Source organism: Pseudoduganella sp. SL102 (assembly GCF_027856995.1).
Lineage (GTDB): Bacteria > Pseudomonadota > Gammaproteobacteria > Burkholderiales > Burkholderiaceae_D > Rugamonas > Rugamonas albidiflava.
The window spans coordinates 3,061,875-3,086,269 of sequence record NZ_CP115554.1 but is presented as its reverse complement, the minus strand read 5'-3'; the positions used below and the strand labels follow the sequence as shown (position 1 = coordinate 3,086,269).

Sequence of the window (24,395 nt, the reverse complement as noted above, 5' to 3'; positions counted from 1 at the left end):
CGCCCGATTGGCGCCGGGCCGGCGGCCCTGCGCCGGCGCGCGGGATCAGCGGCCCGTGTTGCCGTTGCCCAGCATCCGGCGGATACGGCCGGCCAGCTGCTCCCGGCTGTACGGCTTCGAGAGCAGCTGCACGCCCGGGTCGAGCCGCCCGTCGTGGACGATGGCGTCCTGCGCATACCCCGAGGTGTACAGCACGGCCAGCCCCGGCAGGAGCGCCCTGGCATGGCGGACCATCTCGGGACTGCGCATCGCGCCGGGCATGATGACGTCGGTGAACAGCAGGTCGACCGGCGTGCCGCTCCGGATGAGTTCCAGCCCGGCCTCGGCGCAGCTTGCGCACACCACGTGATAGCCGAGGTCCTTCAGGATGCCCACCACGGTAGCCTGCACGTCGGGATCGTCCTCGACCACCAGGATGGTCTCGCTGCCCCCTTCGCAGCGCGGCGGCGCTGCCGGCGACACGGGCGCGCCGGCCTCCGTGCAGCGCGGGAAATACAGGCGCACGGCCGTGCCCTTGCCCGGCTCGCTGGCAATGCGGAAATGGCCACCGCTCTGCTGCACGAAGCCGTAGGCCATGCTCAGGCCGAGGCCGGTGCCCTCGCCCACCGGCTTGGTGGTGAAGAACGGCTCGCAGGCCTGCTCGAGGACTTCGCGCGTCATGCCGGTGCCCGTGTCCACCACCGCGAACATGACGTGCTCGCCCGCGATCGATCCGGCGTGGCTGGCCAGGTCGCCGTCGACCCGCGCCACGTTGGCGATTTCCACGGCGAGCGTGCCGCCGCCGGGCATGGCGTCGCGCGCATTGATGACGAGGTTCAGCAGCACGTTTTCCAGCTGGTCCTTGTCGACCGATACCGGCCATGGCGCCGTGCCGCACACCACCTGGAACGCGATTTCGTCGCCCACCGCCCGGCGCAGCAGTTCGTCCATGCTTTCCAGGACCAGGCGGGGATCGAGGACGGTGGGCTGCAGCGGCTGGCGCCGCGCGAACGCCAGCAGCTGCGCGGACAGCCGCCCGCCCCGCTCCACCGCGCGCAGCGCCGTGGCGATGCGCTGCCCGGCCGCCGCGTTGCCGCGGACATGCCCCTGCAGCAGTTGCAGGCTGCCCTGCAGCACCTGCAGGATATTGTTGAAATCGTGCGCCACGCCGCCCGTCAGCTTACCGATCGACTCCAGCTTTTGCGCCTGGCGGAGCGCCATCTCGGCGTGCTGCAGGGCCAGGCGCTGCTCCTTTTCCTGGGTGACGTCGCGCGCCACCGCATGGATGAACGACTCGTCCGGCACCGCCGTCCAGGATAGCCAGCGGTACGAGCCGTCGCGATGCCGGTAGCGATTCTCGAAGCGCATGGTCTTGATACCGTCGGCGAGGCGCCCGGACTCCGCCACGGTCGCCGCCACGTCGTCGGGATGCACCAGGTCGAGGAAGCGCTGGCCCAGCAGGTCCTGTTCGGTCCAGCCGAGCAGCTCCGTCCACGCCGGATTGACGGCGACGATGGTCGCATCGAAGCGGGCCACCAGCATCACGTCCGTGGACAGGCGCCACATGCGGTCACGGTCGGCCGTCCGGCGCGCCACTTCTTCTTCCAGCCCATGGTTGATGGTGGCGAGCGAATCGGCCAGGGACTTTTGCGCGTGCACATCGGTGCTGGTGCCGATCCAGCGCAGCTCGCCCGTCACCGGATCGTGCGCGGGCAGGGCCCGGGCGATGAACCAGCGGTAGGCGCCGCTGCCGCCATGGCGCAGGCGCAGTTCGTTGTCGTAGGCGGCGCCGGTCGCCGTGCACTCGCGCCAGGCGTCGAGCGCATGGCCAAGGTCGTCCGGATGCACGATGGCGGTCCAGCCGGTACCATGCAGCGCGTCCTCGCCCATGCCCGCATAGGCCAGGAACTCGTTATTGCACCAGGAAAGGCGGGCCGCGCCGTCCATCACCCACGCATGGTTCGGCATGGTCTCGGCCAGCTTGCGAAAATCCTGGCGGTGCCGTTCCTGGTCGTCGATGGCATCCCGGTACGCCTGGATATCCTGCGTGATGCCGTACCACTTGACGATGCTTCCCGCGCTGTCGCGGCGCGGCGTGGCGCGCGCGTGCATCCAGTGATGGCGGCCATCGGCCAGGCGGATGCGCGCCTGCACGTCGAAGGGCTGCCCTGCCAGCACGGCATGCGCCCAGGCATGCGCTGCCCTGGGCCGGTCGTCCGGATGCACGGCCAGCATCCAGTCGCCATCGCCGGCCTGCTGCCCGGTCCACTCCTGCCAGCGCGGCGGCAGCGGATCGACGATGCCTTGCGCGTCGGCGGTCCACTGCACATCGGGATTGAGTGCGACGGTGTGGCGGAAATGATCCTCGCTTTCGCGCAGGTCCAGTTCCACGCGGGCGCGCGCCACGGCTTCCCAGGTCTGGTCGGCCACGTCGCGCGCGAGCGCCGCGTCTTCGTCGCGCCACTGGCACGGCGCCGGCTGGTGCAGGTACAGGATCGCCGCGAAGCGCCCGTCGCGGATGATCGGCACCACCAGCAGCGCCTGCGTGCCGATGCTGGCATAGCCCGCCGCATACGGGGCGGAGCGGGCATCCGTGGCGATATCGTCCAGCCGCAGTACCTCGCCGCGGCGCAGCACGTCGATGATCGCCGGGCCGAAACTGGCCAGCGGCCGCTGTTCGCCGGCCAGGCTGGCCATGCCTGGCGCGGTCCAGTCGTCCTTGACGGACACGGTTTCGCCCGCCGCATCGATCTCGCCATAGCCGGCCCGCGCGACGCCCAGGTGCGTTCCCAGCAGCTCGCTGGCGGCGCGCATGATGTCGAAGGGGTCGGTCAGCTCGCGGAAACTGTGCGCGGTCGACAGCAGGAAGCTCTGGCGGCGCTGCGACAGGACTTTCTGGGTGGTCTCGGTGAACGTGACAAGGACGCCACCGACGTTGCCGGCGTCGTCCGGCACGGCGCTGTACGAATAGTTGAAGTAGCAGTCTTCGCTGTAGCCGAAGCGGTCGATGGTGAGCTTGAAGTCGTCGAAGCCGAACGATTTGCCCTCCCACACCTCTTGCCACATGGGGCCGATGACATGCCAGATCTCGTGCCATGTCTCCGGCGCGGCGCCACCCAGCGCGCCGGCATGCTTGGCGCCGAGGATCGGCAAGTAGGCATCGTTGTACAGCTGGACGAATTCGCGGCCCCAGGCGATGTACATCGGCAGCTGGCACTGCAGCAGGATCCTGACCGCGGTCTTCAGGCTGGCGGGCCAGGCGTGCACCGGTCCCAGCGGCGTGGCGCGCCAGTCAAGCTCGCGCATCTTCCTGGCCATCGGGCCGCGGTAGTCGAACAGGCCATCGTCGCCCTGCCGCGCATCGTCAAAGCCCGGATCCGGGAGCACTGCTATCGACATATCGGTAACGCCATCGCGGGTAAACATGACAATCGTTGTCTTGAAGACCGGATTGTATAGCAGGTGCCCCCGTCATCCGCGCGCGCCGCTCCCGTGCGGCAGACCGGCGCCCCGGCCCTGATGGTCAGGACGCCGGCGGCCCGGCATCCTTCAGCGGATCCGCGGCGACATCCACGTGGCGCAGCGCCCAGGTGTTCCGGCCGGCGGCCTTGGCTTCGTACAGGGCATCGTCGGCGATCTTGAGCAGCTTGTCGGGCGCGACCTTGCCGGTGCTGTACGCCACCCCGACCGTCGCCGTCACGTCCAGCATCATGCCGCCGCACGCGAACGGCTCACGGATGGCCGCGAGCAGCTTGTCCACGATCGGTGCGATGCGCGCCTGCGTGTCGATGGTCTCGAAGATGATGACGAATTCGTCGCCCGCCAGGCGCGCGATCGTGTCGACTTCGCGGACGCTCCGGCGCAGGCGGTCGGCGAACTCGCCGAGCACCCGGTCGCCGATGGCATGCCCGAACGTGTCGTTGATGTCCTTGAAGCGGTCGATATCGAGGAACGCCAGTACCAGCCCCTGGTGCTGGCGGCGGGCGCGCGCGATCGCCGCCGGGAGCTCCGCCTCGAACATGCGCCGGTTGTTCAATCCCGTCAGCACATCCGTCCGGCTCAGCAGGGCAAGCCGCTCCTCGGCGGCACGCCGCTGCTGCGACAGGCCGAAGAACGCCCGGCTGAGGCTGCCGATTTCGTCGGCCCGTGCCGAATCCAGCACGCCGATGTCCGCCGTGCCGGCGGCCAGCATGTCGACTTGCCGGTGCAGGCGCCTGAGCGGCCGGAGGAAACGGGACACCAGCCACAGGCCGGCGCCTGCGGCCAGCAACGTGACCGCTGCCGCCGACAGCCAGGCAGCATCCTCGCCTTGCTGCAATGGCGCGAAGGCTTCGGCCGCGGGATAGACGACCGTGAGCGTCCACCCGGTGCGCCGCAGGTGCGTGGCGGCGAGGAGCGCGCGCTGGCCTTCCTTGGTAATGCCCTCGGTCCACCCTTCGAACCCTGCCAGGGCTTGCCGCGTGGTGTCGGTGATGCCGCCCTCCTCGCGCCAGACATTGCGCAGCACGCGCGATGCATCGGGATGATAGAGGATGGTGCCCTGCTGGTCGATCAGGAAGAAATACGCCGACGAGCCGGGCCGGGATGCCAGGAACTGCCCCATGAAGCGGGCGTTGACGAGGCTGAGGGCGCCGCCGAGGACATAGGCGACCGAACCGTCCTCGCCGATCACCGGCTCGAGGAGCACGATGGTCGGCTTGCCCGTGAACGGGCTGCGATACGGCGGCGAGATCACGCCCTCGCGGGTAGCGATGGTTTCCCGGAACGTCCTGGCCTTCGCGGCGCCCCGGTCACCGGTGGCCCGCCGGTCGGCCAGGTTGGCGATCAGCGTCCCCGACGCATCGAGCACCACGACGTTGTCGAATTCGTCGCGCAGTACCGGATGCTGTTCCAGCAGCGACTGGAGGCCAGCGGGCCGCAGCCCGCCCTCCCTCGCGGCGCTTTCCGCCACGGCACGCAGCAGGGTGCGCCGGTCGCTGATCTGCTGGTCGAGCGCGGCCGCCGTGCTCGCGAGCAGCGCCGCCTGCTGGTTGCCGACGACGGCGCGCATCTGCTGGCGCATCGGATGCAGCACGGCCAGCGACGCCAGCACCGCCGACGCGAGCGCGAGCACGCCCACCAGGATGGCGATGCGCGACTTCAGCGTGCGGGGATACAGGACCATGGTGTGGCGGCGATCGGGTTGCGGAGTCAGGCTGCCACTGCCGCGGCGCTCGCACGGCTGCCGCCCGGGATCGAGCCCGACGGTGATGGCCTGGAAATACGGGAATCGGTATGGATCACGCCCTGCTCCGGAAATGTTCGCCGGAGGCGAAAGGGTCTCGGCATTAGCGGCCGGATGTTAATGCCGTTAAGTTAAGCGTTACCTGACACATTGAAAGCGCATGCAAGCACCCCAACGGCGAGGGGCTGGGGTCAGACCCGCCGGGTCTGACCCCGGAAGTTGCCCTTGGGGTCGGCCTAACTTCACGGCGTTACGGCCGGATGTTGGGTTTTGGGTTACTTTATTTACCCAGAAGAAATTTTAACGCGGAGACTGGATTAGCGCTACCAAAATGGGGCGGAGTGTTGCATGGATGAGCCACGCGCCGCGCTGGGCGGCATCGGGCGGCGCTCCACCTGCGATAACGGCTACGATGCGACACCATGATCGACTGCCCGCTGCGCATCCCGTGCGCACTCGGCGCGGTTCCTGCCGTTCTTCTTGGGGATGTACAGCGCGTGGTCGGCCCGGCGCAGCGCCACGCCGATGTCTTCGCCCTCGTGCGTGCCGGTGACACCGAACGATGCGGTGACGCGCAGGCCGGACGGCCAGGCGATATCGGCCATCGCGCCACGCAAGCGCTCGGCCAGCGCCAGCGTTTCATCGACGGAGGCGCCGCGGCGCAGCACCAGGAATTCTTCGCCACCCCAGCGAACCAGGCGGTCTTCCGCGCGCAGCCGGGCGCGCATTTCGTCGTCGAATACTCTTAGACTTACGAGCAGTTTGTTACCGCTGCTGACGCGATTCTGAAAGCGTCGTTGTTACGACTTCAGGAATAGCTACCACGCCTTCGCCGTTGCAGCTATGCAACCGGCAAACGAGAAATCGGAACGAACCCGGTATCCCAGCCAATTGCCGTGAGACAATTTCCCAGCATCGTGGCCGGGCGCCAGCATCGCGCGAGACGCAGCCGTGCATGTCACCCTCGTACCTCAACAAATTTATATTCGCGTGAGATGAAAAACTTAATCAGTCCGCTCCTTGCAATAGGGTTATCGTTTTCGATAGGTGCTTGCTCGCCGTCGAAGCCAGGGGCTGCAGATATTACACCATTTGTTATTGAAGAGCTTTCGTGCCCTTTATGGAAAGTGAGTGACGTTGTCAAAACGGATGGAATTCCGCGCGAAGGACAATATATTGTTGAGTTTAAAGGGAAACTGCGGGTAACCGTATCGGATCAGCAGTTTGATGAGTTTTTCGCAGCACCGACGCCCGAGACCGCTGAGCAACTGATGGCGTGTTCGAAATGGATCCCTCTCCTGCTTTTTGCCCAAAATGGTAAGCCTAGCCGCGCTAAGGAATACGATGTAAAGGGTACTGGCTCCCTAATCAAGTCCGAAAAAGGATGGCGCCTGCTGGACGGTCTGGACAATCTTGAATTTCAACCCGTTGACTCTGCAGGCGTCGTAGAACTGCGTCCAACTGGTGCAAAGGCACGAGGCGACACGCAACAGGGGGCGGGCGACCTTTCCCGCGCTGAAGAGTCGCCGGGTCAACCAGGGACGAAACCCTCTTTAGAGCCGTTTCAAACGAATGGCGGCGTACTCATCTTGTCAAAAAAGGACAGCATCTACGGAAACGTTATGCTTAATGATAAAGTTCTTTTAGAAGACGTAATGGATCTCGACATACTGGCGAAGTATAGTATCGGCAACACTGAGGTAGCAGTGCTGAGCATAGGCACGGGGGCTAATGGTACTTGCCCCGTAGCCTACTACTTCCTCACGATGAAAGGCGGCGAATCGGCGCTGTCGAGCTCGATCAGCTGCCATCATGAAGCGGAACTAAAAACCAGCCTAGTTGGACAAAAAATTCGCGCCTCCATATCGGCTACTGAAGGTAACGGGGAGGACAATTATGAGTTCGACTATCAGACCAATGTTCTGCAACTAAACGGCGAAGTGCAGAAATAAGCATGGAGTTTAAATCATGCACGCTAGCTCGGCGGGGGCGCACCAGATGGCTCAGCCAGGGCTGACCGGCGACAGCTGCACACTAGATCGGGCGCGAGATGCCTTTTCGCCAATACCGGAGTGTAGCGAAAACTGACGGAACGCCGCGACTAGGAGGTTTCACCCTACAGCGGGATTCTTGTAACGTTGCAGGGATGTCCATGACCAAGGGAGGTGCCGGGTACCCGTCCATGTATTCCTGGCGACACGGCACGCAACGTTGTGGCCGGAAGGAGAATTGATGCACCACAGCATCGGATATTGATTGACCTCAATTCCGAACGACCGGATACTTGATCGAGCGAAGCAAATCAAGGCAGCAGATATGAGTGAATTCCGGCCCACGCTCGAGACCAAGCGCAAATTCTCGTTAAATTGGGGCTACCTCGGGGCCATCGCCAGCGGACGCTCGGCAATCGACCTCGGCGCGCTTGCCCTGCGCAACCTGCACGATGCGCGCGAATTCGTGCGCGAATACGGCTACGACCTGGACCAGCCGGCCGCGCGAGAAATCATCCGCAACGGCCACCGCGAGGCGGTCGATTTCATCATCGGCACGTTCCTGCAGCCGGGCCAGGAAAAGCTCATTCCGCGCGAAGTGCTGGAGCCCGGTGATCCGGTCCAGCTGCTGGTCTACGCGTCCCACCAGGCGCAGCAACATAGCGAGCAGCGCATGTGGTCCTGTGCCATCCTCAAGGTGATGCATGCGATTTTCTACATCGACAACAACCTGGAGCTGAGGCACTTCAATACGATCCGCGACCAGGTGTTCGCCACGCTCGACGAAGTCATCCACGAAGACGACGAGGGACAATTTTTCCTGTCCAACGGCGAGCTGTGCCTACCCCTGCACCACCACGAACGCAAGCGCAACAAGGGGCGCAACAGCATCCTGCTCAAGCTGCTGCAAAAGGCGGCTTATCTCGCGCAGGACATTTACGACCACCTGGGCGTGCGCCTCGTCTTCGGCACCCGCTTCGAATGCCTGCTGGCGCTGGAGACGCTGCAGCGCGCGCACATCCTGTCCATTACCAATATTGAACCCAATCGCACCCGCAATACCTTGCTCGACCTGGAAGCGGCCAAGGAAATCTTCGTGAAATACCGCTGCATGCTGGAGCGTAGCCACGAGTATCCGGCCGAGCTGCTGCAAAAGATGGACGCGGAGCTCCTGGCCGTCGCCAAGCGCCAGACGCGCGCCGACAATCCCCACAGCGGGGCCGATTTCAGCAGCATCCAGGTCACGGTGCGCAAGATGATCCATCTGCAGGCCGGGCAAGGCTATCCTGAAACGGCGGGCCAGGACTATGACGTCGGCTTTTTCTTCGACTATGAACTGCAGTTGATGGACAAGGAAAGCCACCGGCGCAGCATGACCGGGCCGTCCAGCCACGACGCGTACAAGCGCCGCCAGGTCGAGACAGCGCGCCTGCGCGTTCTCGGGCGTGACCTGAGCGACTGGATCGCTGCGCACTCCAGCCCGGTATCGGACCAGATGCCTGAGCCGCTGGCGGCGCTATCTTCCGCCGCCTGACCCGATCGAGGCCGCGCCCTGGCACTTCGATTTTGCGAATCCGCCGCACTTGCGCAGTGGGCCGTCAGGGGCCGGCGGATGGTTGTCGAGTGGGACGAAGGGAATAAACCGTTGGCAAAACGCCAGGCCGCTTGGCGTCGATAGACGGGCTGATCGCGGGCTTTCGCCAATGGCCGGTTTCGTCCCGAAGCAGACCCTTTGCCTTTAGACTCGGACTCGCCAACATAGTACTTGGTAGAAGTTCAAATGGGACTGTGTCTTTAGCTCGCCATGTCAGGCCGCAGCTAACCCAGTCTATAAATAATCGAAGTACCGTGTCCACCAGGTGAGGCCAGTCTCAAATGGCTCGTTGATCCCGTCATATAGCTCATCAAGCTCACTTGACGGAACGTAAACGAAGCCATTCTTGTCGAGGACTTCAAAAATTCGGCTCACGTCATATTCTGTCCACCGGTCCCCAAATACGGTGAAGAGCCTTGAGAACCATGAGAACCTTAAGCAAAAATCATATGATAAAACCAATGTCTTGTCGGGCGAAGGCAGTTGCTTCAATACACCTAGATCCGCAAAAAAAGACGCGTCCTGTACTTGGTCATCCAGCCGAGTAGGAACGCCAAGTACACGGTCGACTTCCATTTTCAGGCTTCTAATCTCGTCAATGGATTGATCCCAATTCGCGCCAGGGGGAAACTCCCAAGCGCCGAGGACATCGCATGATTTTAGGAGTTTATGCAATTCACTGTTCATGAAAATTTCTCAACCTGAGGACACGTATAATTTATGTAGAGTTAGTGAAGGTCCGCTCCTGGCCCAGGCTGTGTAAAAACGCCGGCAGTGTAAACGAAACCAGTTCGGTAAACGTTGGGTGAGTATCTCATCAACCGGGGTGCAAGATGAAGCGTTTCATCGAAGGCGAAGACCGAGGACAGGGGACGTTGCTGCCTGAGCTGCTGGACGACTACGTGGCCGAGAACAATCCGGTTCGCGTGGTCGATGTATTTGTAGAAGAACTCGACTTGGGAAAACTCGGCTTCGGGCGTGTGCAGCCGGCCAGGACCGGACGACCGTCCTACCATCCAGCAGTACTGCTCAAGCTCTACATCTACGGCTACCTCAACCGCATTCAGTCGAGCCGGCGGCTCGAGCGTGAAGCGCAGCGTAATGTGGAACTGATGTGGCTGACGGGGCGGCTGACGCCGGACTTCAAAACGATTGCCAACTTCCGAAAGGACAACGGCAAGGCGATTCGCAATGTCTGCCGGCAGTTCATCGTACTGTGCCAGCAACTGGACCTGTTCGCCGATGCAATGGTCGCAATTGACGGCAGCAAGTTCAAGGCAGTCAACAGCAGTGATCGCAATTTCACGCAGGCCAAGCTCAAGCGCAGGATGGAAGAGATCGAGGCCAACATCGGTCGTTACCTGGCAGACCTGGACACGGCTGACAGGCAAGAACCGGCGACGAAACAAGCGCGCAGCACCCGGCTGAACGATAGAATCGCGGCGATGAAGTCGCAGATGGCTGTCCTTAAGGAAATCGAAGCGAAGCTGGAAGCGACTGGCGAAACGCAGATCTCGCTGACCGATCCGGATGCCCGTTCAATGATGACGCGAGGCTCGGGCATCGTCGGGTACAACGTCCAGACCGCGGTCGACGCCAAGCACCACCTGATCGTCGAGCACGAGGTAACCAATATCGGCAGCGACCGCGATCAACTGTCAGGGATGGCCAAGAAGGCCCGCACTGCAATCGGGACCAACACGCTAACTGCGATCGCTGATCGCGGCTACTTCAAAGGCGAGGAAGTCCTGGCATGCAGCCAAGCCGGCATCACTGCAGTAGTGCCAGCGACAAAGACGTCCAATGCCAAGGCCGACGGGCGATTCGACAAAGCCGATTTCGTCTACGATCGGGAGAAGAACGAGTACCGCTGCCCAGCTGGCCAATCCCTGATCTGGCGATTTTCCGGCGTTGAAAAGGGCATGACGCTTCATCGCTACTGGAGCTCGAACTGTAAGGCTTGCCCGCTCAAGGATAAGTGCACGCCGAGCCAGGAGCGCCGGGTGACGCGCTGGGAACACCAGGACGTGCTTGACGACATGCAGGAGCGTCTTGAACAAAATCCGGACGCCATGCGAATCCGGCGTTGCTCGGTCGAGCATCCCTTCGGGACGATCAAGTCATGGATGGGCGCCACGCATTTCCTGACAAAAGGACTTGAGCGTGTGAAGGCCGAGATGAGCCTGCACGTGCTCGCCTATAACTTGAAGCGCTTGATGACGTTACTTGGTGTCGATGGCATGATCGAAGCAGTCAGGGCATATGCCCTTTTACAGGCATTACAACGTGCGTTTGCAGCGGTTATCCTACTGGTCCAGTCGCCGAGCTCGAAAGATGGGAACAGCTCACGTAGCGCCCCATCAAACCGCAGAAATGCAGTGGCCGGGTGCAAACTGATCACCTCTATCCATTTCTGAGTTTTTACACAGCCTGGGCCGATAGCGGAATTCATTGCGACAAGTGTAACTCAGCAAGAAGCGGTGGGCCTTGCTACCTTACGCCGGTAATCGCAGCAATTTCCAAAACGTCGCGTCTATTTAGAAAATTACACCACCGGCAACTGCTATCGTCCGGTCCAGCCTGGCGCCACGCTGCCGCCCGGGCGCACGCCCGATCCTCCGGAGTGCTGCTGGCGTCGTCAACGTGCCGGCGATTGAGTCGGGCACTGGTACGCACCCCGGGGTGACGCCCGACATGTTGGTGAGGGAACTCGTACAGCGTTGGCTGGCAGACAATACCGGCCGATCGTCCTGGCGCGAGGAAAGCCGGGCAACGCGAGGCTTTCAATGGAAAGATGTTTTTCTTCCTGAAGGGACATGCCAAAGTCTTTTGGTGGGCCGTGACGGGCTGTGCCTTCCACGGCTTTTGGTATGTCAACACAGCATCGGCTCCGACAAGCACCGTTGCGTTGGGTTCATCCAGCGAATTCTGATCTGGAACACTAGAGCTTCCCGAACATGTAGGTCCACCGATGTCCGGTGCGCCGCTCGAGCTCCAGCAGGAACTCAGGTGACAGGTCCGGCCATTCCCAGAACTGCAGGCCCAGCGTGCCGAACAGGAGATCGTCGTGTTCCCACGCCGTCACCGGCGCGTCCTGGCCACATTGCATGCACGCCAGTTCGCCCTCGCCTCCTTTCAGCCATACGTCGGCAGCCGCATAGAACCGGTGGATATCGTGCTCCGCTGCGCAGTGGGGGCAACGCGCGGGGCCGTAGTCGCCCTGGCCATTGAAGAAGGCATTCCGCGTCGTCGACAGTTCCATGCCGTTGGGGTTGTATTTCAGGAAATCGGCATAATCGGCTTCCCGCTCGCTCTCGGGAATGCCCCCGCAAGCCCGCCTGTAATGCGGCCCGGGAGGATAACCGGGCTTGTAGCAGCAGTCGGTCAACCGGTGCTGGATGATCTCCTGCTCGACCAGCCAGGCGACGATGCATTCGCCAAGGCGCTTCGCCTTCTCCGTATCGGATGTCGCTCGGTCCATGACGCTTTGCGTGTGGGTGCCCATCTGATGTGCTCTCCTGTTCCCGGGGTTCGACCTCTTCCATGATCTACGCCACGGCCGGGCAAGTCAACGCTCGTCCGGGCAGCTTCGCATCAGGATCACAAAGGCCGCACGTCGTACGAGCGTCCTTTCGCCGCGTCGAATGCCACCGTGTACGGCACTGGCCAGGGCAGCGAGAGAGGTAGCGCGATCGCGGGGCACCGCGCTGCGCGGGCGCCGACAGTGGCCAATGTCCGGTCAGGCTTGATGCCGGGCAGCCGCCCAAGCACCTGCCATATACTCCGCGGTGCTGTAGGCGCGGTCAACGTGCCGACGATCAAAGCGGGTGCTGGCGAAGACAGCAAGAGAGGTCGCACGACAGAAGAGTACTGATATGGGAGATAGCATGCCCGGAAAGACCGCCACCCCTGCACGGATGAGCAATTGCCCTCGCTGTCGCTCGAGGCCGTCTGCTGGGCGTGCGGTCGTATCGACAATTTCCCGACATCTGGCCGGCCATTTGACCATACGATTATCAGGATGAGTATCTCCACACGCCATATTCAGATCGAAAGGCTCACGGCAAATGATTATCCAGGCGGCATCCATCCAGTTCCAGCACATCCCGGGAGACAAGCAAGCCAACTTGACATTGATAGCGGATTTTGCCGCGCAAGCGGCATCCCGAAAGGTACAGCTCGCGGTCTTTCCCGAAATGTGCATCACCGGGTACTGGCATGTCATCGGCATGCCGCGCGACAGCATCGAACAGCTGGCCGAAGAAGTTCCGGATGGGCCGAGTACCCGGCACCTGCTGGCACTTGCCAGGCAACACCATATGGTCATCGGGGCCGGGCTCATCGAAAATGATCGGGGAACACTGTACAACAGCTATGTCGTGGCGGAGCCTGACGGAAGCTGGCACGTGCACAGGAAACTCCATGCGTTCGAAAGCGAACACATCGCTTCCGGCGACCGTTACACGGTGTTCGACTCGACGCTGGGTTGCAAACTGGGCATCCTGATCTGTTGGGATAACAATCTGGTCGAGAACGCGCGCATGACGGCTCTGCTGGGCGCAGACATCCTGCTCGCGCCGCACCAGACAGGCGGCACCGCATCCAGGAGCCCGCATGCGATGGGCGTGATCGATCCAGCCCTGTGGCGCAACCGCAAGAACGATCCGGGAGCAATCGAGGCCGAGTTTCGCGGTGACAAGGGGCGCGGCTGGCTGATGCGCTGGCTGCCCGCGAGGGCGCACGACAACGGCATGTTCCTGGTATTTTCCAACGGCGTCGGCGAGGATCATGGCGAAGTCCGCACGGGCAACGCGATGCTGATCGACTGCTATGGGCGCATCATCAACGAAACATGGAAGGCCGGCGACGAAATGGTTTGCGGCCAGCTTGACCTGTCGCTGCTCGACCGCTGCACGGGCCGCAGATGGATACGTGGCCGCCGGCCTGCGCTCTACAGCCGGATCGGCGAAGCGACCGGTAACGAGCTCGACGCCATTGCTGCACGGTTTTCCGAAGCGCCTACTTCACCCTGAACCGATACCCCCTTGCCTGCGGAGGCTTCGCTTTTCGGCTTATTACCGCCATTTACCGAACTCGGCCGTTCAGTGAACGGCCGATCCCGCACGATTGCCGACATCTGATTACAATTGTTGACAGACTTAAAAGAGGCTGGACGGCATACTGGCGCTTTTTCCGCTGCACAGCATGCGCATCCGTCCTTATACCGAAGGAGAGCAAGGCGCTCTTCTCGCCATCTTTCAATCGTCCGTCCATGGCCTGGCCAGCCGTGACTATACGGCCGAGCAGATCGCGGCCTGGGCTCCCCGTGTACTCGATGCCGAATCCCGGCGGTCGTGGGATCGCCGGATCGACGCCAATCGTCCGTGGGCAGTCGAGATCGATGGCCGGCCGGTGGCCTTCGCCGACTTGCAGCACACGGGTTATATCGACCAGTTTTTCGTGGCACCGGATTTTGCCGGAAAAGGCGTTGGGACTGCCCTGATGCGCCACCTGCTCGATATTGCGTCGGCTCGCCGGCTGCCAGCACTGTTCTCCTGCGTCAGCCTGACTGCGCAGCCGTTCTTTGCCCGTTTCGGCTTTCTGATAGAGGAACAGCGGACTCCAGTCGTGAGAGGCGTAGCGCTGCGCAATGCCGTCATGCGCAAGACACTGGCTGAGTAGGCCCCATGGAACGCCCTCAGAGCATAACGCTCACGACATTCGGCAGCCGCCCTGGAGGCGTCTTTTTACCTTCGGCACGGATGCGATCCCGCGATCGATGCGGCGCACGGACGCCATAAAGCGGATACCTTGCGCGCCAAAAGCATGCCGGCTGGCGCAAGCGGAGCGGAATGCCGATAAAAACGAAAGCATCTTATGAGCAAACAAAATCGCCTGCCCGTGAACCTCGATCCCGGTATCGCGGCCTACCTCGCGAGCCACTTCGCTGGCGAGGAAACCCGCTTCTACTACCCTGTCAAGATCGGCAGCACGCGCGCGGAAGCCGACAGGGGCGCACAGCTTGTCCTGTCAGGCGTGAAAACAGCCACGTCGTCGGCCGCGTGGCACTATGCCGATGGCGACGTACCCTTCGTGGGCGCACTCAGTGCGCTCATCGATGGCGATGGAAGACCGCTGGCAATCCTCGAGACGAAGCGCATCGCCGTCACGGCGTTCGGCGACATTGGCAAGGCGTTCGCATTCGACTATGGCGAGGGCGATCGTTCGCTGGACTGGTTCCGCTCCCACATCGGCGCATGGTACAGGCTGGACGCAGCTTCCCATGGCGTGGAATTCGATGACAGGACGGAGTTGATTTGTGAATGGTTCGAAGTGCACCGTCCATGACGATAGTTCTTGCACTTCCCATTTCCCATTTCCCATTTCCCGCACCGGTCCACCGCAATGGCAGCATGACGCAAACAAATGCCGCATGCCCAGTCGACGCACCGGGTTGGTTGACCGGTGGCCAGGCAGATGTCGCACTTCCGTGCACGGCCTGGATCTTATTTTCACATGTGATGGTAATTTTCCGGCGCTCCAGGATAGCGCTGGCTGAATGCAAGGATAAGGAATGCCTGTCGATAAAGTAAATGAAAACGATCTGCCGCGTCTTTTCGATGTCTGGGAACAATCCGTGCGTGCAACGCATGATTTCCTCAGCGAAGAGGGTATCCGCGATCTGATACCCCTGGTACGTCGGATTCTGCAAACGTTCGCGCCGCTGTACTGCCTGCGCGATACCGCAAACCAGCCATTCGCGTTTATCGGTGTAGCGGACGGCAATATCGAGATGCTGTTCGTGCATCCCGCGCATCGCGGCGGCGGCGCAGGGCGCACATTGATTCATTTCGCCGTCAGCCATCTGAACGCAACAAAGGTGGATGTCAACGAACAGAATCACCAGGCCGTCGGGTTCTACGCAAGGATGGGCTTCCGGATGGTCGGGCGCTCCGAGAAGGATCCCTTCGGGCAGCCGTATCCGCTATTGCACCTTGCACTGCCGGGAAAATAGCTTCAGTGGGCGGCAGCAGTACGAAAGATGACTCGACTTCCCGGGGTGCTCAATGGGAGGAACAGAGCCACGATCTTCCTCGGGCGCCACCCAGTAGATTTCGCCACGCAGGATCTGTCGATTGCCGTGCAAAGTAGAGTTGTCAGCCATGGCGCGATCATAGTGCAAGTGCGGTCCCGGCTGCCAGTCACGCGGAGACCCCGACGACACGCTCCACCGCCGAAGCCGACCGCCCATGCCGGATCAGCGAGACCGCGATCGTCGCAACCACGGCAGGCACGGCGATCGCGGCGAAGTTCTGCTGCAGCGGCAGCGCCATGCCGACCAGCGTGCCGATCACGATCGGTGCGAGGATGGCGCCGCTGCGCCCGACGCCGGAGGCCCAGCCGATGCCGGTAGCCCGCACCGCCGCCGGGTAGAACTGGCCCGCATACGCATAGGTGACGATCTGCGTACCGATGGTCGACGCGCCGGCCAGCCCGACCAGCAGGAACAGCACGGGCGTGGATACCGGGTAGCCCAGCAACGTGATCGACACGGCTGCCAGCGCATACATCCCCATCAGCACGTACTTGATATGGCAGCGGTCGGCCAGCCAGCCGCCGCCGACCGCGCCGATCACGGCGCCGAAGTTCAGCACCAGCATGAAGGTCAACGCCGAGCCGAGGCTGTAGCCGGCGCCCGCCATCAGCTTCGTCAGCCACGAGCTCAGCGCGTACACCATGAACAGGCACATGAAAAAGGCGATCCAGAACATCACGGTGGAAAAGCCGCGGCCATCCCTGAACAGCTGGCTGATCGGCGTGCCCGCCGCGGCACCATCGGAAGCCAGCGCATACGAGTCGCCCTGCTGCGGCACGAACGACGGCTCCAGCCGGCGCGCGATCTCCTGCACTTCGGCGATGCGGCCCTGGCGGACCAGGAACGCCATCGATTCCGGCAGCGCCTTCAGCACGAAGGGAATCAGGACGACGGGCACTCCGGCGGCCAGGAACACGGATTGCCAGCCCCACGCTTCCAGCATGCCCTTGCCCAGCAAGGCCGCCAGCATGCCACCCACCGCGTAGCCGGAGAACATCAGCGTGACGAGCGTCGCGCGGATTTTCTTCGGCGAGTACTCGGTCATCTGCGCCACCACGTTCGGCATCACGCCGCCGATGCCGAGGCCGGCCAGGAAACGCATCGCGCTGAACACGTACGGATCGTTCGTCAGGCCCGCTGCTGCCGTGAACACGGAAAACAGCGCCAGGCAGATGGCGATGGCGGCGCGGCGGCCGATCCGGTCGGCGATAGTGCCGAGGAAGATGGCGCCGAACATCATGCCGAACAGTGCCGAGCTGACCATGAAGCCGGCGCTTTGCGCCGTCACGCCCATGTCCTTCATGATCGACGGGAGCGCGATGCCGGCCACCGCCAGGTCGTAGCCGTCGCAGATGATGATGATGGCGCACCACGCCAGGATGCCGCCGTGGTAGCGGTTGAAGCGGGCCTTGTCCGCCAGTTGCTGAAGGTCGATTTGCCGCATGATTCGTGTCTCCTCTGATGTTTGGATAGTCGTCGTTCTGAATCGCTGTATGGGCGTTGTTTGGAGGCTGGTGCGCTTCTCCTTATTCGCGGGTCAGGAGGAGATGCGCGGCGATGCCGATCGCGATGCCCCAGAACGCGGCGCCCAGGCCGAGGAACGTCATGCCCGAAGCGGTGGCGACGAACGTGACCAGGCCCGCGTCGCGGTCGCGCGCGGCCATCATGGCGCCGGCATTCGCGGCGATCGGCCCCAGCAGGGCGAGCCCCGCGACGGTGGCGACCAGTTCCTTCGGCAGCGCCGCGAACAGCGTGACGATCGACCCGGCGCACAATCCCGCCAGCAGGTAGAACACGCCGTTTGCCACCCCGGCGATGTAGCGCTTGCGCGGGTCTTCGTGCGCATCGGGGCCGGTGCACATCGCCGCCGTGATCGCGGCGATGGCGATCGTGATGCCGCCCGTAGCGGCGACCAGCAGGGAAACCACGCTGTTGGCCACCATCACCGGCCTGGCGGGCAAGTCATAGCCGGAAGTCTTCAGCAGCGCCATGCCGGGCAGGTATTGCCCCGTCAGCGTGACGAGGACCAGCGGCAGCGCGAGGCTGAAGGTGCCGCCCAGCGACCATTCCGGTGCGACCAGCACCGGCACGACGAGCGCCAGGCCGACGTGGCTGAAGTCCGCCCGGCCCGCCGCGAGCGCCAGGGCCACGCCAACCGCCAACACGGCGACCACGGTATAGCGGGGCAGCATGCGCCGGCACAGCAGGTAAGCTGCGATCATGCCGATCGCCACGACCGGCAGGCTGCCCACGCTGCGGAATGCACTCAGTCCAAACGGCAGCAGGATGCCGGCCATCATGCCGGCCGCCACGCCGTGCGGAATATGGCGCATGATGCGGTCGACGCTGCCGGTCAATCCGAGCAGCAGCAGGATCGCGGCCGCCGTGATGTACGCTCCGATCGCCTCGGCCACGGAAAGCGCCGGGAACAGCGTGATCAGCAGGGCCGTGCCGGGCGCCGACCAGGCGGTGATGACAGGCACCCGGTAGCGGAGGCTGAGGAAGATGCCGGTCACGCCGGCACCGATCGAGATGCCCCACACCCACGAGGCAAACGTGGCGGCATCCACCTGCGCGGCCTGGGCCGCCTGGTAGAAGATCGCCAGCGGGCCGGCGAACGACACCAGCACCGCGAGGAAGCCCGCCACGATCGCCGGCAGCGGCAGCGCGCGCGCCGCCACGCCGGCCGGGGCGTCCGGCCGAACCGTCTCGCTCATGGTGGCCTCAGGAGTGAAGGAAGGACTGGATTTCCCGCGTGAAGACGGCGGGTACTTCGATGCTCGACAGGTGCGATGCCGGCAGCGTGACGAGCCTGGCGTCGCGGATGCGCGTGCACAGCGCGACGCCCTCGGCGACGGTAGTCACCGGATCGGCTTCGCCGGCGATCACCAGCACCGGTGCCGTGATGGCGCGGATGTCGTCGCCCAGGTCGGCGTCGGCCAGCGCATCGCAGCAGGCCGCATATCCTTCCGGCGATTGGCTGCGCAAGGTGCGCTGCAGCGGCTCGATGGTGGCGCGGTCTTCCGCCGCGAACGCCGGCGTGAACCAGCGCGCGGGCGAGGTGGAGGCGATCGTCGCCAGGCCATCCTCGCGCACCGTTTCGGCGCGGCTGCGCCAGCCTGCCGCCGTGCCGATGCGCGCCGCCGTGTTGGCCAGCACCAGCCGGTTCACGCGGTGCGGCGCATAGAGCCCCAGGCATTGCGCGACCAGCCCGCCCATCGACAGGCCGACCACGTGGGCACTGCTGATGGCCAGGTGATCCAGCAAGCCCAGCGCGTCGTTGGCCAGCAACTCCAGGCTGTACGGGCCCGGCGGCGCGGCGGATGCGCCATGGCCGCGCGTGTCGTAGCGCACCACGTAGAAACAGCGCGACAGCGCATCGACCTGCGCATCCCACATCGTGTGGTCGGTGCCCAGCGAATTGCACATCAGTACGGCGGGATTGCGCGGGTCGCCGTCGGTCCGGTAGCGGCAGGCCGCGCCGTTGAGTTCAATGGTGTTCATCCCTGGTCCCCGCCGCCTACCGGCAGCACGCTGCCCGTGATATAAGACGCTTCCTCGGAGGCCAGGAACAGGATGGCGCCTACCTGCTCGTCGATGGTGCCGTAGCGGTGCATCGGGCTGCTGGCGAGGGTCTGGTCGACGATGCCCTGGTACCACGCCTGCTCCTGCGCGCTGAGCGGGGCCGGATTGCGCGGCACCACGCGCGGCGGTGCCGCCGTGCCGCCGGTGGCCACCGCGTTGACGCGGATGCCATCTTGCGCATGTTCCAGCGCCAGGCTGGCGGTCAGCGCGTTGACGCCGCCCTTGGCCGCCGAATAGGGAATCCGGTAGATGCCGCGCGTGGCGATCGACGAGATGTTGACGATGGCGCCGCCGCGCTGTTCGATCATGGCCGGCAGCACGGCCCGGCAGCACCACAGCGTGGGGAACAGCGAGCGCCGGATCTCCGCCTCGATCTGTTCTTCGGCGTATTCCTGGTAGGGCTTGGCCCAGATGGTGCCGCCGACATTGTTGATCAACACATCGACACGGCCAAAGTCCGCCAGCGCCTGGTCGACCACGGCCACCGCGCCCGCATAGGTTTCCAGGTCCGACCGCACGACCGATACCTGCGCCCCGAGCTCGGCGCACTCGGCGGCCACCTCCGTCACCAGCCCGGCGCGGTCGGCCAGCACCAGTTGCGCTCCCTCGCGCGCGGCGGCCAGCGCCACGCCGCGGCCAATCCCTTGCGCGGCCCCGGTCACGATCACGACCTTGCCGCGGAAACGTTCACGCGGCGTCTTTGCTTGATCCGTCATCTCATGCTCCTGTCGACGAGAATTTCTCGTAGTGGAAACTGGCGGGGGCGACACCCGTCTCGGCAAACCAGCCGCGCACGGCGTCCACCATCGGCACCGGGCCGCACAGGTAGACGTCGACATCGCCGCCGTTCATCCAGCCCGGCTCCACGTGCGCCGTGGCGTAGCCCTTGCGCCGGTGCTGGCTGTCCGCCGCCGCCACGGTCGTCACGTAAGTAAAATCCGGATGCGCCGCGGCGATGCGGTCCAGCTGTTCCAGCCCGACCAGGTCGTGGTCGTTGGTCACCGCGTAGACCAGCCGCACAGGCTGCGCGAAGCCCCTGGCCGCCAGCACGTCGAGCATCGACAGGAACGGTGCGATGCCCGTACCGCCGGCCAGCAGCAGCACGGGCCGCGCGACCGGCCGCAGGTAGAAGCTGCCATACGATCCCGTAAAGGTGATGGCCTGGCCCGGCGCCGCCTCGTTCGACAGGAAGCCGCTCATCCGGCCGCCCGGCACGTTGCGCACCACGAAGCGCGCCCGCGTGGCGCCGGGCGGAGAACTGAACGAGTACGAGCGGGTCAGCGTGGTACCCGGAATGGCGACATTGACGTACTGGCCCGGCAGGAAATCCGGCCCGGCGCCGTCGAGATCGATGGCGAACGTGATCGTCGACGCCGACAGGTGATCGACGGCGGCGATCCTGCCGGTGAAGGTGTGGGCCCCGGACTTGCACGACTCCGACGTGGCGGGAATCTTCACGACACAGTCGGAGGTCGGCTTGCACTGGCAGGCGAGGATGAATCCCCTGGCGGCATCCTCCGCCTCCAGCGCATCCTCGATGTAGCTCGACTCGGGCATGTCGTAGCTGCCCGACTCGCAGAAACCGCGGCAGGTGCCGCATGCGCCGTCGCGGCAGTCCAGCGGAATGTTGACCTTCTGGCGATAGGCCGCGTCGGCCAGTTTCTCGTTGTCGTTGCAGGTGATGAAGCGGGTGATCCCGTCTTCGAACTGCAGGGCGATGCGATGGGTGTTCATCATCTGTCTCCTGGTGGCTTCGTGATCGACTAGATGTGATACACGTCGATGACCTGGTTGATGTAGTCGTTCTTCAGCACGACATATTTGTCGAGGATGCGCGGCCGGTCGCCGCCGAAATCGATCACGTAGCGCGACATGCCGAAGTACGCGAAGTCGGTCTTGTAGCGGTGGCTCAGCGTGTTCCAGTTGAAGCGCACCGTGACGCGTTTCCCCTCCTCGCCTTCCTGCGCCACCACTTCGATGTTGGCGATGTTGTGGCTGGTGCGCGTATCGGGAATCGTCGCGCTCGAACGTTCCGTCTTGATGCGGAACACCCGGTCTTCCAGCCCCTGGCGGGTCGGGTAGTAGATCAGCGAGATCTCGCGCTGCGGATCCGTCACCAGCGTGCCGTCGTCGTCCCAGGACGGCATCCAGAACCGCGCATCCGGGTGATAGCATTCGAGCCAGTCGTCCCACTGCTCGTCGTCCAGCAGGCGCGCTTCGCGGTACAGGAAGGCGGCGATGGTGTCGATCGTCACGGTGCTCATGGCTGGACCTCCTTCGGAGCGTCTTGCATTACAGCTTTCCGCATCACGTCCAGCCAGTAGCGGTGCTGCACCGTGTACAGCCCTTCATCCTCGGTACGCACGCCGGACATCACCGGCTGCAGGCCGATCTCGCTGGCCGCTTCGTCCGGCCCCTTGATCCAGTGCGTGGCGCCGCGGCACATGTCGTTCCATGCCATCGCCGTGCCGGCATAGCCGGCCTGGCAGGCGCGGAACTCTTCCAGGTCGTCCGGCGTGGCCATGCCGCTGACGTTGAAGAAGTCCTCGTACTGGCGGATGCGGCGGGCCCGCGCTTCGTCCGGTTCGCCCTTCGGCGCGATGCAGTAGATCGTCACCTCGGTCTTGTCGACCGAGATCGGGCGCAGCAGGCGGATCTGCGACCCGAACTGGTCCATCAGGTACACGTTCGGATACAGGCACAGGTTGCGCGAGCGCTGGATCATCCAGTTCGCCGTGGCTTCGCCGAACTGTTCGGCGTACTCGGCGTGGCGCGGGTAGTTCGGCCGGTCCTGCGGGTTCGACCACTGCGTCCACAGCAGCATGTGGCCGTACTCGAACGCGTAGAAGCCGCCGCCCTGCCGGCCCCAGGTGCCCGCATCCATCGCGCGGATCTTGTCTTCGCGGCCCGGTTGCGCTTCCTGTTCCTTGCGGCGGTTCGTCGTGGCCGCGTAGTTCCAGTGCACGGCCGAGACGTGGTAGCCGTCCGCGCCGTTCTCGGCCTGCAGCTTCCAGTTGCCGTCGAAGGTGTAGGTGGACGCGCCGCGCAGCACTTCCAGGCCATCGGCCGACTGGTCGACGATCATGTCGATGATCTTGCCGGCGCCGCCCAGGAATTCTTCCAGCGGCACCACGTCCGGGTTGATGCTGCCGAACAGGAAGCCCCGGTAGCTGGCGAACTTCGGCACTTTCTTCAGGTCGTGCGAGCCTTCCTTGTTGAAGCATTCCGGATAGCCGGCGCCTTCCGGGTCCTTCACCTTCAGCAGCTTGCCGCTGTTGTTGAACGTCCAGCCGTGGAACGGACACGTATAGGTGGCCTTGTTGCCGCGCTTGTGGCGGCACAGCTGCGCGCCCCGATGGCTGCACGCGTTGATGAACGCATTGAGCTCGCCCTGCTTGTTGCGGGCGATGAACACCGGCTGGCGCCCGATGTGCGTGGTGTAGTAATCGTTGTTGTTCGGGATCTGGCTCTCGTGGGCCAGGTAGATCCAGTTGCCTTCGAAGATGTGCTTCATCTCCAATTCGAACAGGTCGGCATCGGTGAAGGCGCTGCGGTGCAGGCGGTAATCGCCCTTTGCTTCGTCTTCGACCAGCAGGCCGTCGATGAACGCTTGCGCGGATGGCTTTGCGGGATGGATCGGGATGGTTCGCGAATTCATGGCAATGCTCCTCAGGCGGCGGCGCGGGCGCGTTCGACATCGGTGGCCGGTGCGGCCGCGCTGTCGGCATGCAGGCGGAAGTCGAAGTCGATCGATGCGAACGGCTGCTTCAGGTCCTTCGCCGCGATGGCGGCAGGATCTTCCACGCGCACCACCGGCGGCACCAGGCCTTCGCGGCTGGCGAACGCGAAGTCGTCCCACAGGTATTCATCGCCATCGATGTTGATCTGCGTGGTCAGCTTGCGGTGGCCGTCGGCGGACACAAAGAAGTGGATGTGCGCCGGGCGCTGGCCGTGGCGGCCCAGCAGGTCGAGCAGCTGCTGCGTGCTGCCGCCCGGAGGACAGCCATAGCCCTTCGGCATGATGGTGCGGAACTGGTAGCGTCCCTGGTCGTCGGCGATGATCGTGCGGCGCAGGTTGAACGGCGACTGCGACTGGTCGAAGTGCGAGTAATTGCCCAGCAGGTTCGCATGCCACACTTCCACCTGCGCGCCCGGGACCGGCTGGCCGTTCTCGCCGTAGACGGTGCCCTGCATGAACAGCACCTCGGCCCGCTCGCTTTCGGTACCGTCGTCGAGCCGCGCGCAGCCCTGGCAGACCGGCGCGCCGGCCACGTACAGCGGGCCTTCGATGGTGCGCGGCGTGCCGCCTTCCAGGCCCGCTTTCGCATCGGCCTGGTCGGCGCGGATGTCCATGAAGCGTTCCAGGCCCAGGCCCGGCGTCAGCAGCCCCAGTTCATTGTTCGCGCCGGCGGCCGAGAAGTACTCGAGGCCTTTCCAGAATTCGTTCGGCGTGATGTCCAGGTCCTCGATCGCCTTGCACAGGTCGCCCACCAGGCGCACCACGATCTGCTGCACGCGGGGATTGGCCGGGCGGATCGCCGATGCCACGATCCAGCTGTGCACGAGCTGGTCGATGTCGGCGTGCGTCATATTTGTATGGGTCATGATTGTCTCCTTGTGTTCTGGTCAAAAGTCGTTGGTGCGGATCGAGGACGGGTGCCGGCACAGCGGCGTGACTTCGATTTTCATGTAGGGGAACAGCGGCAGCGACATCAGCAGCGCATGCAGCTCTTCGTTGCCGCCGACATCGAAGATGCTGACGTTGGCGTACTGGCCGGCGATGCGCCACAGGTGGCGCCACTTGCCCTCTTCCTGCAGGCGCTGCGCCAGCGCCTTCTCGTCGGCCTTCAATTGCGCGGCCTGCCCGGCCGGCATCGCGGCCGGCAGCTGGACATCCATCCGGACATGGAACAGCATGGTGTTCTC

General features: G+C 63.8%; 20 protein-coding genes and 1 pseudogene. 7 read left to right on the top strand and 14 right to left on the bottom strand.

Annotated elements, in window-relative coordinates; all coding sequences use genetic code 11:
- Nucleotides 1-45: 45 nt before the first annotated feature.
- The 3 genes from OU994_RS13205 to OU994_RS13195 all read right to left on the bottom strand — a co-directional run bounded on the left by OU994_RS13205 (nt 46) and on the right by OU994_RS13195 (nt 5,964).
- Nucleotides 46-3,405, bottom strand: a complete 3,360-nt coding sequence (locus OU994_RS13205; protein WP_281611109.1) for a PAS domain-containing protein — start codon at nt 3,403-3,405, stop codon at nt 46-48.
- Nucleotides 3,406-3,502: 97 nt separating this feature from the next.
- Nucleotides 3,503-5,143 (bottom strand): diguanylate cyclase domain-containing protein, encoded by a 1,641-nt coding sequence (locus OU994_RS13200; RefSeq protein ID WP_281611108.1) that lies wholly within the window; start codon nt 5,141-5,143, stop codon nt 3,503-3,505.
- Nucleotides 5,144-5,610: 467 nt separating this feature from the next.
- Complete coding sequence (locus tag OU994_RS13195) at nt 5,611-5,964, bottom strand: GGDEF domain-containing protein (protein WP_281611634.1); 354 nt, start codon at nt 5,962-5,964, stop codon at nt 5,611-5,613.
- A gap of 234 nt (nt 5,965-6,198) precedes the next feature.
- On the opposite strand from OU994_RS13195, the gene OU994_RS13190 reads away from it, so the two are divergent.
- Both OU994_RS13190 and OU994_RS13185 read left to right on the top strand, forming a co-directional pair.
- On the top strand, nt 6,199-7,155 hold the full coding sequence (locus OU994_RS13190; protein WP_281611107.1) for a hypothetical protein: 957 nt from the start codon (nt 6,199-6,201) through the stop codon (nt 7,153-7,155).
- Between the two features lie 304 nt (nt 7,156-7,459).
- Entirely contained in the window at nt 7,460-8,728 is a 1,269-nt protein-coding gene (locus OU994_RS13185) for a TIGR04552 family protein (RefSeq protein ID WP_281611106.1), read from the top strand.
- A gap of 294 nt (nt 8,729-9,022) precedes the next feature.
- On the opposite strand, the gene OU994_RS13180 is transcribed toward OU994_RS13185, so the two are convergent.
- Nucleotides 9,023-9,475 (bottom strand): hypothetical protein, encoded by a 453-nt coding sequence (locus OU994_RS13180; protein WP_281611105.1) that lies wholly within the window; start codon nt 9,473-9,475, stop codon nt 9,023-9,025.
- Nucleotides 9,476-9,621: 146 nt separating this feature from the next.
- Between OU994_RS13180 and OU994_RS13175 the strand changes: the two are divergent.
- Nucleotides 9,622-11,049, top strand: a pseudogene (locus tag OU994_RS13175) (IS1182 family transposase); the annotation flags it as partial.
- 680 nt (nt 11,050-11,729) lie between these two features.
- Here the strand turns inward: OU994_RS13175 and OU994_RS13170 are convergent.
- Nucleotides 11,730-12,293: a hypothetical protein gene (locus OU994_RS13170; protein ID WP_281611104.1), complete on the bottom strand. Its 564-nt coding sequence runs from the start codon at nt 12,291-12,293 to the stop codon at nt 11,730-11,732.
- Between the two features lie 562 nt (nt 12,294-12,855).
- Here OU994_RS13170 and OU994_RS13165 point away from each other — a divergent pair.
- The 4 genes from OU994_RS13165 to OU994_RS13150 all read left to right on the top strand — a co-directional run bounded on the left by OU994_RS13165 (nt 12,856) and on the right by OU994_RS13150 (nt 15,803).
- On the top strand, nt 12,856-13,821 hold the full coding sequence (locus OU994_RS13165; protein ID WP_281611103.1) for a nitrilase family protein: 966 nt from the start codon (nt 12,856-12,858) through the stop codon (nt 13,819-13,821).
- 172 nt (nt 13,822-13,993) lie between these two features.
- Nucleotides 13,994-14,470 (top strand): GNAT family N-acetyltransferase, encoded by a 477-nt coding sequence (locus tag OU994_RS13160; protein ID WP_281611102.1) that lies wholly within the window; start codon nt 13,994-13,996, stop codon nt 14,468-14,470.
- Nucleotides 14,471-14,665: 195 nt separating this feature from the next.
- On the top strand, nt 14,666-15,136 hold the full coding sequence (locus OU994_RS13155; RefSeq protein WP_281611101.1) for an ASCH domain-containing protein: 471 nt from the start codon (nt 14,666-14,668) through the stop codon (nt 15,134-15,136).
- Nucleotides 15,137-15,362: 226 nt separating this feature from the next.
- The gene (locus tag OU994_RS13150; protein WP_281611100.1) at nt 15,363-15,803 is read left to right on the top strand and encodes an acetyltransferase; all 441 of its coding nucleotides are present in this window, start codon (nt 15,363-15,365) and stop codon (nt 15,801-15,803) included.
- A 187-nt stretch (nt 15,804-15,990) separates the two neighbouring features.
- Here OU994_RS13150 and OU994_RS13145 read toward each other — a convergent pair whose 3' ends face one another.
- From OU994_RS13145 to catC, 9 genes are all read right to left on the bottom strand, one after another.
- On the bottom strand, nt 15,991-17,328 hold the full coding sequence (locus OU994_RS13145) for an MFS transporter (protein ID WP_281611099.1): 1,338 nt from the start codon (nt 17,326-17,328) through the stop codon (nt 15,991-15,993).
- 82 nt (nt 17,329-17,410) lie between these two features.
- Entirely contained in the window at nt 17,411-18,601 is a 1,191-nt protein-coding gene (locus OU994_RS13140; protein WP_281611098.1) for a benzoate/H(+) symporter BenE family transporter, read from the bottom strand.
- A gap of 7 nt (nt 18,602-18,608) precedes the next feature.
- Entirely contained in the window at nt 18,609-19,388 is a 780-nt protein-coding gene (gene pcaD, locus OU994_RS13135) for a 3-oxoadipate enol-lactonase (protein WP_281611097.1), read from the bottom strand.
- Nucleotides 19,385-20,185, bottom strand: a complete 801-nt coding sequence (locus OU994_RS13130; protein WP_281611096.1) for a 1,6-dihydroxycyclohexa-2,4-diene-1-carboxylate dehydrogenase — start codon at nt 20,183-20,185, stop codon at nt 19,385-19,387. Before OU994_RS13130 ends, pcaD begins: the two co-directional genes overlap by 4 nt.
- Nucleotide 20,186: 1 nt before the next feature.
- Entirely contained in the window at nt 20,187-21,203 is a 1,017-nt protein-coding gene (benC, locus tag OU994_RS13125; protein ID WP_281611633.1) for a benzoate 1,2-dioxygenase electron transfer component BenC, read from the bottom strand.
- 29 nt (nt 21,204-21,232) lie between these two features.
- Nucleotides 21,233-21,733: a benzoate 1,2-dioxygenase small subunit gene (gene benB, locus OU994_RS13120; protein ID WP_281611095.1), complete on the bottom strand. Its 501-nt coding sequence runs from the start codon at nt 21,731-21,733 to the stop codon at nt 21,233-21,235.
- Nucleotides 21,730-23,127 carry a benzoate 1,2-dioxygenase large subunit gene (gene benA, locus OU994_RS13115; RefSeq protein WP_281611094.1) on the bottom strand — a complete coding sequence of 466 codons (1,398 nt, stop codon included), beginning with the start codon at nt 23,125-23,127 and terminating at the stop codon, nt 21,730-21,732. The genes benB and benA overlap by 4 nt, the downstream gene beginning before the upstream one ends.
- Nucleotides 23,128-23,138: 11 nt before the next feature.
- Nucleotides 23,139-24,059 (bottom strand): catechol 1,2-dioxygenase, encoded by a 921-nt coding sequence (gene catA / locus OU994_RS13110; RefSeq protein ID WP_281611632.1) that lies wholly within the window; start codon nt 24,057-24,059, stop codon nt 23,139-23,141.
- 36 nt (nt 24,060-24,095) lie between these two features.
- The gene (gene catC / locus OU994_RS13105; RefSeq protein ID WP_281611093.1) at nt 24,096-24,386 is read right to left on the bottom strand and encodes a muconolactone Delta-isomerase; all 291 of its coding nucleotides are present in this window, start codon (nt 24,384-24,386) and stop codon (nt 24,096-24,098) included.
- Nucleotides 24,387-24,395 lie beyond the last annotated feature (9 nt).